At 46.4% G+C, this 19,237-nt stretch carries 8 protein-coding genes; 3 read left to right on the top strand and 5 right to left on the bottom strand.

Features of this window, described 5'->3' with window-relative positions:
- Positions 1-48: 48 nt before the first annotated feature.
- From K0O23_RS13910 to K0O23_RS13900, 3 genes are all read right to left on the bottom strand, one after another.
- Positions 49-6,978: an invasin domain 3-containing protein gene (locus K0O23_RS13910; RefSeq protein ID WP_219878042.1), complete on the bottom strand. Its 6,930-nt coding sequence runs from the start codon at positions 6,976-6,978 to the stop codon at positions 49-51.
- A 546-nt stretch (positions 6,979-7,524) separates the two neighbouring features.
- Complete coding sequence (locus tag K0O23_RS13905) at positions 7,525-7,989, bottom strand: YybH family protein (protein WP_219878041.1); 465 nt, start codon at positions 7,987-7,989, stop codon at positions 7,525-7,527.
- A 129-nt stretch (positions 7,990-8,118) separates the two neighbouring features.
- Positions 8,119-8,583: a glycine zipper domain-containing protein gene (locus K0O23_RS13900; protein ID WP_246597113.1), complete on the bottom strand. Its 465-nt coding sequence runs from the start codon at positions 8,581-8,583 to the stop codon at positions 8,119-8,121.
- 329 nt (positions 8,584-8,912) lie between these two features.
- Between K0O23_RS13900 and K0O23_RS13895 the strand changes: the two genes are divergently transcribed.
- From K0O23_RS13895 to K0O23_RS20310, 3 genes are all read left to right on the top strand, one after another.
- Positions 8,913-14,345: an alpha-2-macroglobulin family protein gene (locus K0O23_RS13895; RefSeq protein ID WP_219878039.1), complete on the top strand. Its 5,433-nt coding sequence runs from the start codon at positions 8,913-8,915 to the stop codon at positions 14,343-14,345.
- A 312-nt stretch (positions 14,346-14,657) separates the two neighbouring features.
- On the top strand, positions 14,658-17,006 hold the full coding sequence (pbpC, locus tag K0O23_RS13890) for a penicillin-binding protein 1C (RefSeq protein WP_219878038.1): 2,349 nt from the start codon (positions 14,658-14,660) through the stop codon (positions 17,004-17,006).
- Positions 17,007-17,194: 188 nt separating this feature from the next.
- Positions 17,195-17,326, top strand: coding sequence for a hypothetical protein (locus tag K0O23_RS20310; protein WP_262902627.1), 132 nt, complete (start codon positions 17,195-17,197; stop codon positions 17,324-17,326).
- On the opposite strand, the gene K0O23_RS13885 is transcribed toward K0O23_RS20310, so the two are convergent.
- Both K0O23_RS13885 and K0O23_RS13880 read right to left on the bottom strand, forming a co-directional pair.
- Complete coding sequence (locus K0O23_RS13885; protein WP_219878037.1) at positions 17,304-18,617, bottom strand: sensor histidine kinase; 1,314 nt, start codon at positions 18,615-18,617, stop codon at positions 17,304-17,306. The genes K0O23_RS20310 and K0O23_RS13885 overlap by 23 nt on opposite strands.
- Before the next feature lie 10 nt (positions 18,618-18,627).
- Positions 18,628-19,218 carry a response regulator transcription factor gene (locus K0O23_RS13880; protein ID WP_219878036.1) on the bottom strand — a complete coding sequence of 197 codons (591 nt, stop codon included), beginning with the start codon at positions 19,216-19,218 and terminating at the stop codon, positions 18,628-18,630.
- Between the last annotated feature and the right edge of the window lie 19 nt (positions 19,219-19,237).

Here is a 19,237-nt window from a genome sequence, read left to right as displayed (position 1 = left end):
GGCCGGCAGAAAGCTTTTTTGCTCCTGCCGGCTGTGCTGTTATGGTACTTATTTTCTTTTGATGATTAGTGAGTGCGTTCTCGGCTTTTCTCCGTTGTTCAGATCTACTATGTAGAAGTAGGTTCCGTCCGGAAGCTTATCTCCGATCACAAGACCTGCATTGGCAGCGCCGTTCCAGTCGTTTTTGTAGATTTTGTTCTCGTACACCACATCTCCCCAACGGTTAAATATCTTAAGAGACACTTTATACTGCTCGGCTCCATAGATCACGAAGGTATCGTTCTCACCATCACCGTCCGGCGAGAAGCCTTCAGGTATAAACACTAATCCTTGTTTCACCTGGATCGTTACTGTGGCCTGTGCGCATAATGATGGGTTTCCGGTATCGCATACTTCGTAGGTAAAGCTGTCTTCGCCAGCATAGCCTTTGTTAGGCGTGTAGGTAAAGCTGCCGTTTGCCTGCATGATAACAGTACCGAACAATGGCTGCCGTATCAGCGCCGTCTTCACCACCAGCTGGTTCCCGTCAGGATCCGTGTCATTGAGCAACACATTGCCTGTGAGCTTTTCGTGGTTATTTACAGTATAAGCATCGTTTGCAGCTACAGGTGCCCGATTTGCAACTGGCAGGGCTGTGAATGTTACACTTGCAGTGCTGCTGATGGCGCTTCCGTTCACTGTACCGCTTACTACTGCTATGCCGGCAGTTGTGCTTGCAGTCAATGTAGCTGTGTATGTTCCGTTGTTATTATCGGTTACAGTTCCCAGCGTGCCACGTGTAGTTGTAAGCGCCACATTGTTACCACCTGTCGTAATGCGGCGATTCTGTGCATCATACAGCGTCACGGTTATCAATGACGAACTCACGCCATCCGCAGGAATAGAAGGCACGGAGGCAACTATAGTAGATGTAGCACCATTTGCACTTCCGATCACAAAGTTCACAACCGGCTTGGCTACCAGTTCGCTTGTGCCAACCTGTGCAGTTATAGTGGCTGTACCAACTACAGCAGAAGCAATGGTAGCTGTATAGTTACCGTTCCCATTGTTCGTGTAAGCCGCTATCGTACCGAAGTTACTTGTAATGCTCACCGCCTCGGTAGTCGTGAAGTTATTCCCATTCGTATCCTTCAGTTGAACTGTAATGAGCGAAGCACTCACACCATTGGCAACAACTGTTGTTGGGTTAGCTGTTACAGTTGATAGCTGAAGGCTTAGAACTGGGTTCTGTACAACAAGTACAAATTCTACATGCGCTTTATCGGCAACGGTGGTTCCATCATACCTTGCTGTAATTTCAACTATAGCTGCAACTGTTCTGGCAGGAATCTCGGCTTCGAATACGCCATTTCCTTTGCCCTGAAGGCCAGTAAGTAGCGCGTTATCTGCAAAAAGACCAACCTTTGCCACATCAACCGAAATAGCATTACCGGCAAAATCTCTGAATTCGACTCTGGCTATGGAAGTGCTCACACCATCAGCGTTAACTGATAAAGGAGTAGCTTTTACAACAGTGGCAGCTAAGTTAAGTACAGGTATAAATGTTACGGTAGCTTTCTCTCTTATTGCTGCTCCGTCATATTTGGCTGTGATCTCTACGGCCTCAGCTGTCGTTCTGGCCGGTACAAGCGCCGTATATACTCCGGTTGTGCCTGATGTAAACGTTACGGATGAGCCATTGAAGTAGACTCCCAGCTTGGCTGGGTCTATGGCAATGGTGTTGCCGGCATAGTCTCTGAAAGTCACAGTCGCAGTAGAAGTACTGGTGCCATCTGCGTTCACAGTCGCAGGGCTGGCAGTTACGCTTGTAGCGGCAAAGTTCAGGGCAGGCACGAAGTTTACTGTTGCACTTCCGCCAACAGCTGCATTATTATACTTAGCGGTAACTGTTACTGTGGCTGCAGTTGTTCTGGCAGGCACTGTAGCTGTAAATACTCCTGTAGCCCCTGCATTTACCGTCACAGAAACGCCACCTAAAAGAATCTCTACTTTAGAGGCATCTACTTCGATGCTATTTCCTGCATAGTCTTTAAAAGTAAGTTGTGCTACTGAGGTACTTACTCCGTCTGCGTTTACCGTACCCGGTAAAGCAGTCACTTCTGTCGCTGCCAAGTTTATAGCCGGCACGAATGTTACGGTTGCGTTGTCTGTAACCTGGATATTATCATACTTGGCTGTTACAGTAACCATTTGTGAAATGGTACGGGCCGGTATTATAGCCTCATAAACACCAGTTCCTTTTGCCAGAACCGTTGCGGCCACATTGTCCAACAGCAACTGCACTTTGGCTTCGTCTACAGCTATGGCATTGCCTGCATAATCTTTAAACTCGACTTTTGCTGTGGATGTGCTTGTGCCATTGGCATCAACTGTTACCGGAGAAGCTGACACAACTGTTGCAGTCAGGTTTACAACCGGAACAAACGTTACAGTGGCATTGCCACTTAAGGCGGAACTATTATAAGTAGCAGTTGCATTTATAACAGCTGCTGTTGTTCTGGCAGGCACAGTGGCTGTAAACACGCCTGTAGCACCTGCTGTGAAAGTTGCTGCAACATTATTTAAAAGTATACCTACATTGGCTGGATCTACGGCTATCAGATTGCCTGCATAATCTTTAAAAGTGACGGTAACTGTCGAAGTGCTTGTTCCATCAGCATTAACCGTAACCGGTGACGCAGTGATGAGAGTAGCAGCCAGGTTTACCGCAGGGACAAATGATACAGATGCAGTACTGCTCAGAGAAGCACCGTCATACTTTGCTGTGACACTTACAACTGCTGCTATAGTGCGTGCCGGTACTGTTCCTTCATATAAACCATTTCCTTTATCAGTAATGACTACCGAAACACCATCAAAAAACAGCTGAACCTTAGTCGGATCTACAATCATTGCAGAACCGTCAGCACCTTTAAACTGAACGGATGCAAGAGATGTACTCATTCCATCAGCATTAATTTGAGTAGGAGCAGCTGTAACCGTTGAGACCGTGAGGCTTGGATTTGGTACAACAACCGGAACCGGTACAAAATCTACAGTAGCTTGTGCACCTGTGCTTACACCGTTATACTTTGCAGTAACAACTACTGATGCTGCTGCGCTTCTGGCTGGCACTATTACAGTAAACTCACCATTGCCTTTATCTGTAGCCGTTACTACAACACCATCAAGCAAGACTTCAACTTTAGTGGCGTCTACAAGTATGGCGTTTCCAGCGTAGTCTTTAAAGGCTACAGTAGCCACAGATGTGCTAGTGCCATCGGCATAAAGGGAGCTTGGGGATGCTGTGATTGTTGTGGCTGCTAATTTAAGAGCTGGCTCAAGTGTTACTTCTGCATTATCAGAAATAGCTGCACTGTTTATATTTCCTGTTACATTGGCAATACCTGACGTAGTACCAGCTGTCAGCGTGGCCGTGTAAGCTCCGTTTCCGGCATACACCCTGTTAGTGATGGTACCCTTGTCAGTTGTTAAATTCAGAGTACATGCATCTGTATTTACAATAGTGTCGAAAGCATCCTTAAGCTGCACTCTAATAGTTGTGCTGCTGGTACCATTTGCAGCTAGCGTTGTTTCATCGGTTGTGATAGTCGTTTTAGCTACTGAAACTACGGTTATCTTAACTACATTGCTTTCCGAGTCAGTGCATGGGCCGCTGGTAACGATTCTTCTGAAATAAGTGGTAGAAGAAACTGTGCCTGGTGTGTAGTTTTGAGTAGTAACTGCCGGAGAAATATCACTGAACGTGATACCGTTGTCGGTACTTTGCTGCCACTTAAAAGTATAAGTGTTAACTCCGCCAGTTGGTGCTGAGCCCACAATCTCACTTACATTACCTGCGGCACAAAGTATAACTGTAGCAGGTGCCGTGATGGTATTATTAGAAACGGCCGGTGTAATAGTGATGGTAATAACTGAACTGTAGCTTTCGCAGGTGCCGTTGTTTACCACTCTTCTGAAAGTGGTTGTCTGGGTTAAATTACCAAGTGTGTAACTTGCCTCCGTTGCATTTGCGATATTGCCGAAAGTAGTACCGTCCTGGCTGCTTTGCCATTGGTAGCTTATAAATGCGGCATCTGTATTACCCAAGATCTGAGTAGGCGTTCCGCTTCCGCAAAAGGATGTCTGACCGTTATAGGTTACGTTATTAGCTACTGTAGCGAGAATCTTTACTTCTACAGAGGCGCTGGCATCTTCATTTGAGCAGGCGGCGCTAAATACTTTTCTTCTGTAAGATGTGGTGGTAGATACCAGGCCAGGGCTGTAATTTTTGCCTGTAGCACCTGAGATATCGGCCCAGGTTCCGCTGGCGTTATTTTGCCATTGGTAAGCATAGCTTCCATCGCCACCAGTTGGCGTAGATCCCGTGATGGCCCCAACATTTGCCGGGCCACAATAACTGCCTCCACCAGAGGGTAAACTGATGGTGTTGTTCTCGATAACCGGATTAACTGTCACAACAACCTTCTGCGACATTTCTGTATCGCAGTTAACACCAGCCACATAAGGTATCTTTGAAGCTACCACCTTAAGATTTACCAACGTGTTGGCCGCTGTTGCTGTAAGCGGCGTGCTAGTCTGTAACACAATATTGCCGCCATTACCCAAAACAGAAGAACTGATCGGGGTAGCGCCGTTGTAAAGTTGGTAAATGAGGGATGCTTCAGAGGCATTCACGGTAACCTGAGGCATTGCCCCTGTACATTCTACTGTAGCGTTAGGTGTTACGGTTCTGTCTGCTGGCGGGGCGCAGCGGATGGCAACCGTCGGTACTGTAAAGTCGCTTTCGCAGCCGCCGACAGCCGTAAAAGTGGCTGTAAGTTTTGCACCAGCAAATAAATAAAAGTCATTCGGGAAAGATGCTTTTGAAACCGTCCAGTTACCGCCATTTAAGGTACCGGAGCCGATAAACATCTCGTCTAAGTATAAACTAATAATGCCAGACCCGCCTGGTGCCGTTCCCGAAATGCTGGTGGCGTCCTCCATGATGTATTTCTCAGAAGTGACCGGATCGGTGGTGCTGTTTATGGTGATACCGGCGTTGCTAGAGATGGCCTTAACTGCTATCGCACTCGAGGCTAAACTTTCTGTTTTACCAACAGCTGTCGCCTTTGCCGTTAATGTTGCTCCTGGCGCAACCGAAACACCTGTGATGCTCCAGTTTCCATTTGCTCCAGTAGTGGTTGTAGCCAAAGCTGTGGTTGAGCCATTCAGGAATAGCTTAATTGTAGTGCCAGCTGCCTCTGCTGAAGTTCCGGTAATAGTAGTGGACGTTCCGCAGTAAGTACCTGTGATCGAAGGCACAAAAGTTACCGGTTGTGTTACGGTGATGGCTGCAGTTTCTGCTGACTGGCATTTGCCATCCTCTAGAGCATAAGCTGTTATGGTGTTGCCGCTTGCCAGACCTAAAGAGGAGGCAGGTACAGACCATGTACCAGTAGCTGAAGCCGTCAATCTAACTTTTTCAGCACCGTTTATTTTAAGTATAACCTGCGCATTGGCTATTGCGGTACCCGTAATAAACCTAGACGCTGTAGTAATTGGGATATCAACGGTAGGTGTGGCTGAGTTCGTTGAGGTGTTAACACACAAAAATGAAGAATTTGAAGTACAGCCGCCAACAGTAAGTGTGACCCTATACACACCTGCTGCTAAATTATTCCCGCCATTACAGCCATTCTGCTGAGTAACAATTCCTGCTGAAGGGCAGAAATAATAGGTAGTGCCCGCAACAGCGTTAAAGTTTGTCACCAAACTCTGAGATCCTAAATACAAATTTAGTGTCCCTGAGGTCGCAACCGTAATAGTCACGTACTTGTTACTGTTACCGTTTGAGCCACTCAAGGTTGGCGCCGCCGGCCTTGTACATACCTGACCTACAAGCACGCCGCTACAATTGCTTTCTGATTCCTCTTTATTCGTAGCTTTAGCAGAGGCGGTGATCACATCGCCCTCGGCCAATCCGGCAACACTTAACGACCAGGTATTGGAAGCGGTAACATAGGCCTTCGTGCCATAGGCAACTCCATTTTTATATACTGTGATAGCTGTACCGGCTGCTTCCGTAGAGGTACCAGTTATACTTGTAGATGTTACTGTTACGCCAGCATCAACAGAAGGGCACAGCGTTCTGCCGCTGATACCGGAGTTGTTATCCTGTGGGGAGGTTGGATTATAGTTCCTGATAAAGTCATCGAACAATTTGTCATAATTGCCGCCATACTTTCTGTCGTCCACGCCACCCACATCCGATTTGGCATTGTTACCCATAGAAGGGTGTGGGTTCATCACGGTAAGCGCCACCATGCGCAGTTTGGTGTCTACAGGCAGGCCAAACTCTGACCATGGCATGTAGAAATCGTAAAAATAGTCCGGGTCGCCGCACTCTTGCGTAAAGGCAATGGATTTCTGTGTATGCGACTCGTAATCTTTCTTTACAATAAGCGTTGGGGTTGTAGTGCCATTGATGTTATAAAGTGCTACTCCATGGTTGGACATTAGCACCATCTCCATCTCGAAACCCGGGTTACCTGCCACAGCATTCGGGTCTGCATTTGGTCCGCTAAAACCAAATTTTTGGTCTGTATCGATAAGTACACTATAGCCTTTGGAGTTTGGAGATGTTTTATTAAGCCTGAAACGAACTAAGAAATTCGTACCATCGAAATAGAACATCACAGGATCCCCGACACCGGAATCTACCATATCTGTAAACCCGCAACCTGGTCCGCGTAGTGGGTCCTGAATGGGTTCATTCTCCAGAATTGGAATGTTTTTATAACTGATTTCGCTTTCGCCATTACCCCGATCATTGGTTTTGAAACCAGCCGTGGTTTTTGACGTATAGCCATCCTTGTTGGGGTCAAGTATGGCTCTGCCCTCCGCTGTAGAAGCGGGCTTATAAATTAAGCCTTTCGTTTGGCCAAACGATAAAAAAGAGCAAAGAAGTAAAAAAGACAGAAAGTAAAGTTTCTTCATTCAGCTAAAAGTTGAAATGGGATAAAGGGCAACGGTTATTTACTTTTAATTTTGGTCTGGACACAATAATTCTACAAGCGGAAAACCACTTAATCATAGTTCCGAAATAGGAGTTCAGTGTATTAGACAAGACTCGTGAGAAAAGTCCGTTCGATAAGGCAACAATCAAGAGGTAAATATTTGCAACTGAAAGAGCGGATCTAAAATCCGCATTATCTGATGGTTACCCATTAATTGTTTAATTTTTTAATGCAGCAAAGATAATTCTCTTAAAGTATAATGCTACTTTTTTTATCTAAAAGGCTAATAGATTTTTACTATTTGTCAAACTGAGCTCAAATGAGCTGGTATGTACTCAAGTAGAATTAACTAAATCATGCATAGATAGGACACTAAAAACTTCTTCCACCTCAATTTCAAAATGTTAATTAGCTCAAGTAGATTTTCAACAATCCGGATTCTGACTTTGCGGTGATATAGAATTGACAAAAAAAAGGCCGCTGAAGTATAAATCTTCAGCGGCCTTTTTAATGAATTTATATTATTTTAGAAGTTTCTGGCTTGAACCGGCATATCCTCTAACTGCGCATAGTTAAGTTTCCATTCGCCGTCTTCGCCTTTTTTCCAAAGTAGGATATAGTTACCCTCGCCTGTTCCATGGGGCTCCTGAGGTCCGGCAGGCAGTACATCTACCGTAAAAGTACCAGCGCCATAAGCAAGGTTCTCGTCTACAGCAGAGCTCACGTTGCTTAATCTCAGGTTGTTGATGGTATTAATTGTTTCGCGCACCCAGCGATTAGACACATCAGATTTTCCTCTTAAGTGCATCTTGCCCTGCAGAAACTGTACATCATCACCCAGCATCGAAACAACTTTCTCTGAGTCTTTACTATTCCAGGCAGCAATAAAATCCTGATTTAACTGCTGCACATTCATTTCTTCCTTTTTGCTATCACAAGCTACCAGGAAGGCAAACATGAGTATAAATGTTATATAGCTAATCGGTTTCATGATTCTCAAATTTAGATATGTTGATATTTTCATTTTGCATATACACGTAAGATTTAAAATAAGGGTGCATACGCTTTAAAGAAAAAGACCAGGCGCCGGGCCTGGTCTTATATTAAGTATAGATCCAAATTACCAGCTTTTCACTCTATATTCCGAAGTATAATATGGCTTGCTTGGGTCGCCGTAATGTGGGTTCAGCACATAGCCAGACGTAAAGAATACATTCTCATTGTTCTCTGCATAAGCCATAGTTGCAGGCTCTGGAGCAGCCGGTGTAACAGCGGCTTTTCTAGTTTTTCGTGCCGGAGCAGATGATCTTGTAGAGGAAGCTACTTTATAGTCGTTTGATCTCTCAATTACGGCTATACGCTCAGCTGCTGCCTCGGCTTCTTTTTTCTTTTGCTTGTTATCAATGATCTTACCTACGCCATAACCGGCACCGGCACCAACTACGCCACCTACAACACCACCTACAACACGGTTACGCTTATGTATAATGGCTCCGGCTGCACCACCTGTGGCTGCGCCAATTACTGCACCTTTAGCCTGTGGGCTCCATTTCTTTCTTTCCTGCGCCTGTGATGAGCTGCTCATCACTATAAACATTAAAAATGTAAGGCTTAATACTAGACTAATCTTTTTCATAACATTGATAGTTTGTTGAAACTAAAACTAACTGATCAAGTGATTTGCAACATGCGTGCCAATAACAGCTGTCCGTAAGAAAAACTTCTGTTAAAAAGCCTTTATCTACCCATAACTAGCTATAAATCAGCAATAAAATTTTAACACAATTTGTACAAATAAGTACAACCCGCCTACTAGATCATATTTCAAGAGTATATTTACATGTATTATTATGTCTTTCGTTATAACTAAACAATGCTTACATTTAGTAAAACATTCCAGTACCCACGCGCACCATGAATTCCAAGCCATCACCCCGCTCTTTACAGTTCCATACCTGGTTTAAGGCCATATTACTCCTGTTTTTACTTACAAATTGTCGGAGTAACAGCGATGAATTGCGTTTGGAAGGTAAGAACTTTGACCAGGAAATAGCCCGTGAACAGAACCTGGTGTTTACGTTTGATAAAGATTTAGTAGGCGATTCGCTGCTGAACAAATGGGACACCACTACTTATATAGCGTTCTGGCCTCAAATACCCGGAAAGTATAAGTGGACAGCACCAAACGAACTCATCTTCTCGCCGGACAAGCCTTTTGCCCCGGCCACCAACTATAAAGCCGAACTATCTGAAAACCTGCTTATCCGCTCCCCTACCAAGTATAAAATACCAGCCGGACAGGGTTTCACTTTCCATACACCCTACTTAAGGCTGCATCAGGTAAAAAGCTATTGGGTAGCCAACGAGAACAACCCAAACCAGTTGGAGGCAAGTTTGCTTTTGGATTTTAACTATCCGGTGCTGTTCCAGGAGTTGCGGGAACATTTAAGAGTATATGCCGGCAACAAGGAACTGCCCATAGAACTGGCAAGCGGAAACCGCGACAACATCACCATTCGGGTAAAGAACGTGGAAGGACAGATCGCAAAAGAGATTCCGCTGCGTTTAAGTATAGCTAAAGGCCTAAGCATTGCCGGCAGCACAAAACAAACCGACCATACAATAGAGCGGGATGTTTTGCTCCCGAGCCGCCAGCGCATTCAGGTAATGGAGGTTACTACTGCGCTGGAAGAAGGCCAGGAACGGATTTATGTTCTAACTACACAACCTATCACCAATAGCAGCCTGGGCGAACTGATAAGTCTAAGCCCAAGACGTGAATTTACGGTAGAGCGCCTCCAGAATGGTTTTGTATTAAAAGGGAGCTTCGACCAGAGCAGTACTTATACTTTGACTCTATCAGGCAACCTGATGGGCATAGAAGGCAAGCAGATGGGACAACCTTACCGGCACAGCGTAACTTTTGCCGATGTGCAACCGGGTGTGAGTTTTGCCAACGCAAAAAGCATTTACCTCAGCAGCCAGGGTGCCCGAAACATTGCCCTCAACATTACAAAGGTACCGCGCATAAAGGTCAGCATCAGCAAAGTATACGAGAACAACATCCTGTACTACCTGCGCGACGGAAAAATGTACGATGGCTACTACGACGAGGAAACCCAAGAATATTACTCCAATTCCTACTATGATGTAAACGAGAACAACGGCAATACCCTTTTCGAGCGTGAATACAATACCGAAAGCCTGCGCAAGCAAGGTAGCTCCTACCTGTTAAACCTCAACCTGCACGACCTCGACTTCGACAGCCAGTTTAAAGGTTTGTATGTGATGACCGTTTCCAGTACTGACAAAAATTGGCTGAAAGATTCCAAGATCGTTTCGGTTTCAGATATCGGTTTAATAGCTAAACAGGGCAAAGACGAAGTGGTGGTGTTTGCCAACTCCATTCGGGAAGCTACTACGATGGAAGATGTGGAGATTCGTTTTATCAGCACCAATAATCAGGTAATTCACAAAGCCACTACGGATAAAGATGGCGTGGCCCGGTTCAGCAACATTGGCACAACGGCTCCGGACTTTAAGGTAGGTATGATCACGGCCCGTAAAGGCGACGACTTTAACTACATGTCTTACAGCCAGACGCAGGTAAACACGTCCCGGTTTGAGGTAGGCGGCAAACGCCTGAGCGAACTGAACTACGATGCCTTTATCTACGGCGACCGCGACCTCTACCGCCCCGGCGATACTATCCATGTAAACACTGTTATCCGCACTCCTGACTGGAAAACAGTTGTCGGATTGCCCATCAAGGTAAAGCTGCTGCTGCCAAACGGCAAAGAATACCGTAGCACCAAAGGCAAACTAAACAGCCAGGGTGCCAGCGAAACCAGCTTTATACTTAACTCCGCAGCCGTAACAGGTACTTATACTTTAGAAGTATACTCTGGTAACGATGTGCTGCTTAACGCAAAGAAAATTGGCGTAGAAGAGTTTATGCCGGACCGCCTGAAGGTGACGGCTGTGCTTAATAAAAGCGTTTATAATTCCGGCGAGAAACTCATACTTAACCTCACGGCGCAAAACCTGTTCGGACCGCCAGCCGCCAGCCGCAACTACGAAACACAACTCAACCTGAAAAAGAAAACCTTCGAGGCCAAACGTTACCTCGATTATACTTTCGATATTAAAACCTCCGGTGATGTGAACATCCAGACAAGCACCCGCCAAGGAGAGACAGATGAGCAAGGCAAAGCGCAGGAGGTATTTGAATTGGAAAACTTTCAGGACATCGGTTTGCTGGATGGTTCGCTTTATACTACCGTTTTCGACGAAACTGGCCGGCCTGTAAACCGCCTGAACAAGTTTGATGTGAGCACGCAGCAGGTATTTTTCGGTATCAGAAACTTTGATGATTACGTAAGCACCCGCCGCGCGATGAATATTCCTTTAATCGCTTTAGACCGCAGCGGTTCCCCTGTTACGGCCACGGCCAAATTACAGCTGGTGCGCTATACTTACGAGTCGGTAATAGAGCGCCACAGCGAGGAGTACAACTATAAATCGCAGCGTAGAGAAAACGTTATCATCAGCAAAAACATACAAATACCTGCCAGCGGAGCTACATTTAACTTTACGCCTGTTACCTCCGGACAGTACGAAATCCGTGTGATGCGGCCCGGCGCTTACAATTATGTGGCGCAGGAGTTTTATGCCTACGGCTGGGGCGACACTGAAAGCACCTCCTTTGCTGTGAACACCGAAGGCGAAGTAGACATCTCGCTGGATAAGGAAAAATATGAAGTAGGTGATGAAGCCAAAATCCTGTTCAAATCACCGTTTGCTGGCAAAATATTGGTGACTGTAGAGCAGAATAATATCCTGAGTTACTATTACCTTAAAACCGATAAAAAAGCTGCCTCACTTACCTTGCCTATAAAAGATGAGCATTTACCAACAGCTTATATTTCGGCTATTGCACTGCGGCAGGTAAAAGACAGTCGAATGCCACTTACCATTGCCCGTGGCTTTAAACCCATAACCGTTACGAAGAAAAACACGAAACTGAATGTTGCCATACTTGCTCCTGAGGCATCCAGGTCCAGTAGATTACAGCAGGTAAAAATAAAAACTGCACCTAATGCAGAGTTGACACTGGCTGTTGTGGATGAAGGAATTCTGCAGATAAAAGACTATCAGACTCCTGACCCGCATGCCTACTTTTATCAAAAGCGCGCACTGGAAGTAACTGGCTATGATCTTTATCCATACTTGTTCCCTGAGCTGGGTACACGCTCCAGCACAGGCGGCGATGGCTATGATCTGGCAAAACGCATCAATCCGTTAACCTCAAAACGTGTAAAGCTAGTATCGTTGTGGAGTGGGCATTTAAAGGCCAACAGCAATGGTGAGGTAAACATACGTGTCCGCATTCCGGAGTTTTCTGGAGCCGTTCGTATTATGGCAGTGGCTTATAAAGACAATGCCTTCGGCTCTACCGAGCAGCTGATGCGCGTTTCTGATCCGGTGGTTATCAGTACGGCGCTGCCTCGGTTTGTGAGTCCTAGAGATACCATACTTGTTCCAGTAACACTAAGCAATACTACTGCCTCCAAAGCAACAGCTGGTAGCAGCATATCGGTAACGGGTCCATTGCGTGTGGTAGGCGAAACCAGAAAATCATCAAGTATAAATCCGAATGCGGAGGCGCAGGTAACTTACAAATTAGTGGCTACTCCCGCCATTGGTCAGGCATCTGTAAAAGTGCTGGTAAATGCCTTGAATGAGCAATTTGCCAGCAACACCGACATTACCGTTCGCCCTATAGCGCCGCTTACCAAAGTAACAGAGGCCGGCAGTATAAAAGATGGAGCCATAGCCGATATCAAACTGGCCAACGATTTTATCCCTTCGTCTGTGTCAGCAAAGCTGGTGGTAAGCCGTTCGCCGCTGGCACAGTTTACCGACGATATTACCTTCCTGCTGCGCTACCCGCACGGTTGCCTGGAGCAGACTACTTCTACAGCCTTCCCGCTTTTATACTATACCGACCTTGCCCGGTCATTGCACCAGGATAAAAAGAACCGCAGCTTTAACCCGAACTACCTGGTGCAGGAGGCCATCACCAAAATTGAGCTGATGCAGCAGTATGATGGTGGCTTTACTTATTGGCCCGGCGCCACTTACACCGACTGGTGGAGCAGCACCTATGCCACGCACTTTTTACTGGAGGCCAAAAAAGCCGGGTTCCCGGTAACGCAGGAGGTGCTGGAGAAGGCTGTGCGCTACCTGCAGCAAAAGGTAAAAGGCAAAGCGCTGGAAGAGTACCGCTACTATGATGCCAGCCGCCAGGTGCAGACCAAGTATATCGCAGCCCGCGAAACCACTTATTCGCTGTACGTGCTAAGTATAGCCGGCAAAGTGGATTGGTCTACCATGAACTATTATAAGGCAAAACCGGAGCTGTTATCAATAGACTCCCGCTATCTGCTGGCCAGCACCTATGCCCTGAACGGCAGCCGAGAAAGCTTTAACCAGATCCTGCCCCGCTCCTTCTCCGGCGAAACTTCGTTGCGTGCTTTGGATGGCAGTTTCTACTCTCCGCTACGCGATATGGCTATATCTCTGAATGGTTTAATTGAGGCTGATCCGGATAATCCGCAGATCGGTACTTTATCCAGGCACCTGTCGCAGGAGCTGCGCTCCAAACGCTGGTACAATACCCAGGAACGTGCTTTCGCCTTAATGGCTTTAGGCAAGCTCTCGAGCAGGAACAGAGGCAGCCAAACGGCACAGGTATACCAAAATGGTAAACAGATCGGCACCTTTACCGGCAACGACCTTACTTTAACGAATAACATCAGCAGCGGCCCGATCAGCATCCGAGGCAAAGGCACTGGCGCTTTATACTATTTCTGGGAACTGGAAGGCATCAGCCATAGCGGCAATATCAAAAAAGAAGACAGTTACCTAAAAGTGCGCAAAACCTTCTTCGACAGAAACGGCAAAGAGATTAAGAATAACACCTTTAAGCAAAATGACCTGGTAGTAGTGCGTGTGGAGCTGCAATCGCTGGACGGCAGAAGTATACCTAATGTAGCCATCACCGATATGCTGCCTGCCGGTTTCGAGATAGAGAACCCACGCCTGATGACTGCCCGTGAGTTTGGTTGGATTGAAGCGCAGGAACCTGCCACTCCGGATCATATTGATATTAGAGACGACAGGATAAACCTATACGCCACCGCCAAGCCGGAGAAGCAGTATTTTTTCTACCAGGTACGCGCGGTTAGCAAAGGTGATTTTCAGTTAGGGCCGATTGGGGCTGATGCTATGTACAATGCGGAGTATCATAGTTACTCGGGCGGTGGGGTTGTGAAAGTGAAGTAGAGTTTGGGAGTTAATTATCATGGCGCGAGCGTCCACGCTCGTGACTAATTATAGCGGGGCCTCCGGCCCATTATAGTTGAGTCATTAATTGAATGATATATTTTGTAGGGACAGGTCGCGACCTGTCCGCTTGAGGAAAGCAGCAATTAAGCTTTAACCTCAGCTAAAGTAGTTACAGTAAAGATTCCCTGCCTTGGATAAGGAGTGGTTTGACCTGGGACCGAAAATTTAATACCAGGCCAGAGGCCCCACTATAATTAGTCACGAGCGTGGACGCTCGCGCAATGGGAAGCAAAGCTTAATAAATTCAACATGCAAACCCAACAACCAAAGTATATACTTCACCAAAGGCTGCTAACCTACAGCAAGCCCCTGCTAAAGTATACTTTATACTTTGCATTTATACTTTGCATTGCCTTTGCCACACTCAACTATCTCTATCCTCTAAAAGTAAACATCTCCTATTCCCCTGTTATCACCGCCTCGGATGGCAGCGTGATCAATGCATTTCTGAGCCGGGATGATAAGTGGCGGATGCAGCTGGAGCCCGACGAAATCAACCCTGTCCTGAAGAAGGCGGTGCTGCTGAAGGAGGACAAGTACTTTTATTACCACCCCGGCATCAACCCATTTGCCATTACCAGAGCTTTAGCCAACAACTTACTTCAAGACAAGAAAACTTCCGGGGCCTCTACTATCACCATGCAGGTAGCCCGACTGCTTTACCCGCAGCGGCGCACCTACGCCAACAAGCTATGCGAAATGTTCCGGGCGTTGCAACTGGAGTGGTATTACAGTAAAGACGAGATCCTGCAGCTATACTTAAACCTGGTGCCTTTTGGTGGAAACATCGAGGGGATAAAGGCGGCTTCTGTTTTATACTTCCACCAGTCGCCGAAGCAGCTTAGCCTGGCGCAGGCGGTTACTTTAACGGTTATTCCTAACAAGCCATCCTCCTTAAGAATTGGCGAACAAAACGAACGCATCGTGGAGTTCCGGAATAAATGGCTGCACTACTACCAGGCGCAACAGGCTTTCCCAGCTGCAGACATTGAAGATGCTTTGCTGGAGCCGCTTGAGGCACGCAGACTGGATGCACCCAAAGTAGCTCCGCATTTTGCTTACCGAATGTACCGCAAGTATAAAAATCAGCCTATCATCAAAACCACGCTTAACAGGCAGGTGCAGGAAAAAGTAGAGCAGCTGGCCTATAACTACATGCAACGGCTGCGCTACCAGAACATTCACAACGCAGCGGTACTAGTTATCAATAACCAAACAAAAGCAGTAGAAGCATACCTGGGCTCTGCAGATTTCAACGATTTTGCGCACCACGGGCAGGTTGACGGCATTAAGGCAGCAAGATCACCAGGCAGTACCTTAAAGCCTTTTCTGTATGCCACTGCTTTCGACAAAGGCCTGCTCACTCCTAAAACTGTAATTACCGATGTGCCGATTGACTATGCCGGCTACCGTCCACAGAACTATTTCGGCAACTACAACGGCAATGTTACCATAACACATGCGCTGGCTACCTCGCTTAATGTACCTGCTGTAAAAGTGCTCGACCAGTTGGGCGTTTATACGTTTGTACAGAAGCTGAAGCAGGCAGAGTTTTCGGAAATGAAACGTAATGGCAACCAATTAGGGCTGTCTTTGATTTTGGGAGGATGTGATGTAAAGCTGGAAGAGCTCACCTTGCTATATGCTGCCTTTGCCAACCAGGGAAAGTATAACTCCATCAAATGGCTGCAACAGGATACTACCCAACAGGTAACACAGTTACTTTCGCCTGCCTCGGCATTTATGGTTAACCAGGTCCTGACGCAGCTCACGCGTCCTGACCTGCCGCATAATGCACACAATAGCCCTAACCTGCCCAAAATTGCGTGGAAAACCGGAACCTCCTATGGCCGCAAAGATGCCTGGAGCATAGGCTACAATAAAAAGTATACGGTGGGCGTGTGGGTTGGCAATTTCTCCGGCGAGGGCGTACCAGAACTGAACGGTACCGACTCAGCTACTCCCCTGCTCTTCGACATCTTTAACAGCATCGATTATAACTCCACAGATAGGTGGTTTCAGCAACCTAAAGGCATAGGTTTAAGAGTAGTATGCTCAGAAAGCGGTAGCCCCGCCAACAGCTTCTGCAGTAACCAGGTGATGGATACGTTTATACCCGGCATATCGTCCACACAAAAGTGCAGCCACCTGAAGCGCATTTCTGTTTCCCAGGATAAAAAGTATAGCTACTGCACCAGTTGCCAACCTGCCACAGGTTTTGTGCAACAGCTGTACCCAAACCATGCACCGGAGCTACTCACCTTTTACGATTCTGAAAGGATACCGTACCAACAGATTCCGGCCCACAACCCTAAATGTAGCCGCATTTTTAAAGAACATGCTCCTGTTATCACCTCTCCTGCAGCAGGTATGGAGTATTTACTCGAGCAGGAAGAGTATCAGCAACTGATGCTGCATTGCAACACGCACAACGAGGTAAAGCAAGTATACTGGTACATCAACGACAAGTTCCTTCGTGCCACAGCCGCTAACGAGAAGGTTTTTTTTGAGCCGAAGCAGGCCGGTAAGTATAAAATATCCTGCACTGATGACCAGGGCAGGAACACGGATAGCTACATTACAGTGAGGTTCTTATAGTAGCAGCACATTATTTATCCAAACACCCATGGCCCCTCTCCTAAACAAGTCTGGAATCTATGACTTAGATAAGGCGGAGAGTTCTGCTATTACTTTAGCATTTGTGTAAACTTAGTAGCTGTTGCTTAACCTCCCTTCTCACAAGATCCTTTACAGGATGACAAAGAGGAAGTGCTTTAACTATTGTGATGGCAGAAAAAGCAGTAAGTATAAAACTCCCTCTCCTGTTTTTAGGAGAGGGGTGGGGTGAGGTAATACAGGAGGGTGGTTGGGACCTGTATAACAATCAAAATCACCCTACTCCAACAATACAGGCTTGAGTACTTTACTGAACTTAACCGTTACTTTTGTTCCGGCATCTGTATCCATTTCCATGTTACCGTCTAGTTGCTTTAAAAGCGAGCTGATCAGATCCAGGCCGAAGGTTTTAGCTTGTCCATTATCTTGCATACCCGGTCCATTGTCGCTTACCTGCAGTAGGTATTTATCCGGCATAGCGGATAGTTTGATGTGAAGTAATGGCTCATCTATCTCAGCATAAGCATACTTAAAGGCATTTGTAATTAACTCGTTGCAGATAAGGCCCACAGGTATTGCAGCTTCTACGTTCATCCAAATAGGTTCAACGTCATATTCCAGCATGTCTTCGTCAAACTCGTTGCTATAGGTAAACATGATGGTTTCAGTAAGGTCTTTTAGGTAATCCGGCATGTATATCTCCGTGGCGTTATCGTTTTGGTACAGCCGCTGATGTATCAGAATCATAGATAGCAGCCTATTTTTTCCCTCCAGCAGCGCCCTTCTAGCATTCTCATCGGTTATAGCATAGGCCTGCAGGTTTAGCAAGCTGCTTACTACCTGCAGGTTGTTTTTTACACGGTGGTTAAGTTCGCGTAACAGCATGTTTATGTGCTCGTTACGTTCGTTGGCGATTTTAACGGAAGCCTCCAGCTCATGGGTTTTCTCCTCCAGCCGTTTCTGCTGACTCAGAATCTGTTCGTTTAGGGTTAATAGCTGGTTATTCTGCTCAACCACCTTTTGCCTTTCTGAATTGTAGCTCTTCCGGAAGGTAACAATAACGATAGTTGTGTAGAACATGGAGTACAGCAATGTTACCCCATAGTCTATCATTCTTTCTTCCTGAGAGTCGTAGGGTATCACCCAGCCCGGATTATAGTATTCCAGCACCAGCAACAAGAGCAAATCTGTATACATAATTCCGAACACCCAGTACTGATACCGCGGCGGCACCATCAGCAGAAAGATGTTCAGCAGCATGATGATCAGGTAAAACAGGTTGCCATCGATGCCGCCGTTATAAAAATGCATTACGCTTAGCAAACCCAGCGAAGCAGCTACATAGCAAAAAATCAGGCTGGCAGAAAAAATCCTTTTTACTCGCCCAACAAAGTATAACCACGCTGAGATAAGGGCTCCGGCTACACTTAGCCAGACAGTGGCCGGGGGCAAGTCTATCAGGTAATTGGCTACAGCTCCTACAATAGCGAAAGTAGTTATTAAGAAACTGGAGATATTAAAGATGCGATGCTCCAGGCGAAAGGCTTGGCTGTCGCCGGTTATAGCACTGACATACTTTTTGATTTGCTGCATACTTCCCGGCCTAAGACTTTATCCACTTCAACTTAACGGCCATGGCTATAAGCTCTGAACTGGTTCTAAGGTCGAATTTGCGGAGCAGGTTACGGCGGTGTGTTCTTACTGTGTTTTCACTGATAAAAAGTTTCTCGGCAATTTCCTTGCTTTTGTATCCTTCTGCCAGGTAGCGTACAATGTCCATTTCCCGGTCCGAGGGTCTTTGTTCACTGCCATTTACGCAGGCTTCAGCGTGCTGCCGTAAAGCCATTTTAACAGCTACCAGCAATTGCCTTTCGGTAAAAGGCTTTAGTACATAAGCTATAGGTTCCGTAGACAGGGCATCCTCCAGGGTTTGCTGCTCAGAGTAAGCGGTTAAATAGACTACAGGAGCAGGCTTTATCTTTTGCAGTTCGCGCACGATAAGGTGCCCCTCATACACGCCAAACAGGTTAAGGTCACTGATGATAAGGCTTACAGGATTATTTGTATAGAATGCAACAGCACCGGCACGATTGTCTGCTATGGCAGCCCCGCTATACCCTGCCTCCCTAAGTATGGAAGATATGTACTCTGCAACCAGTCGTTCGTCTTCTATAATCAAGATGTTTTTTTGCATACATATATTTTAGACTACC

Origin of the sequence: Pontibacter aydingkolensis (assembly GCF_019443125.1) — a bacterium.
In the GTDB taxonomy this organism is placed as follows: domain Bacteria; phylum Bacteroidota; class Bacteroidia; order Cytophagales; family Hymenobacteraceae; genus Pontibacter; species Pontibacter aydingkolensis.
Note: the sequence above shows the minus strand (reverse complement) of the source record. Positions and strands in the feature narration are given on the sequence as shown.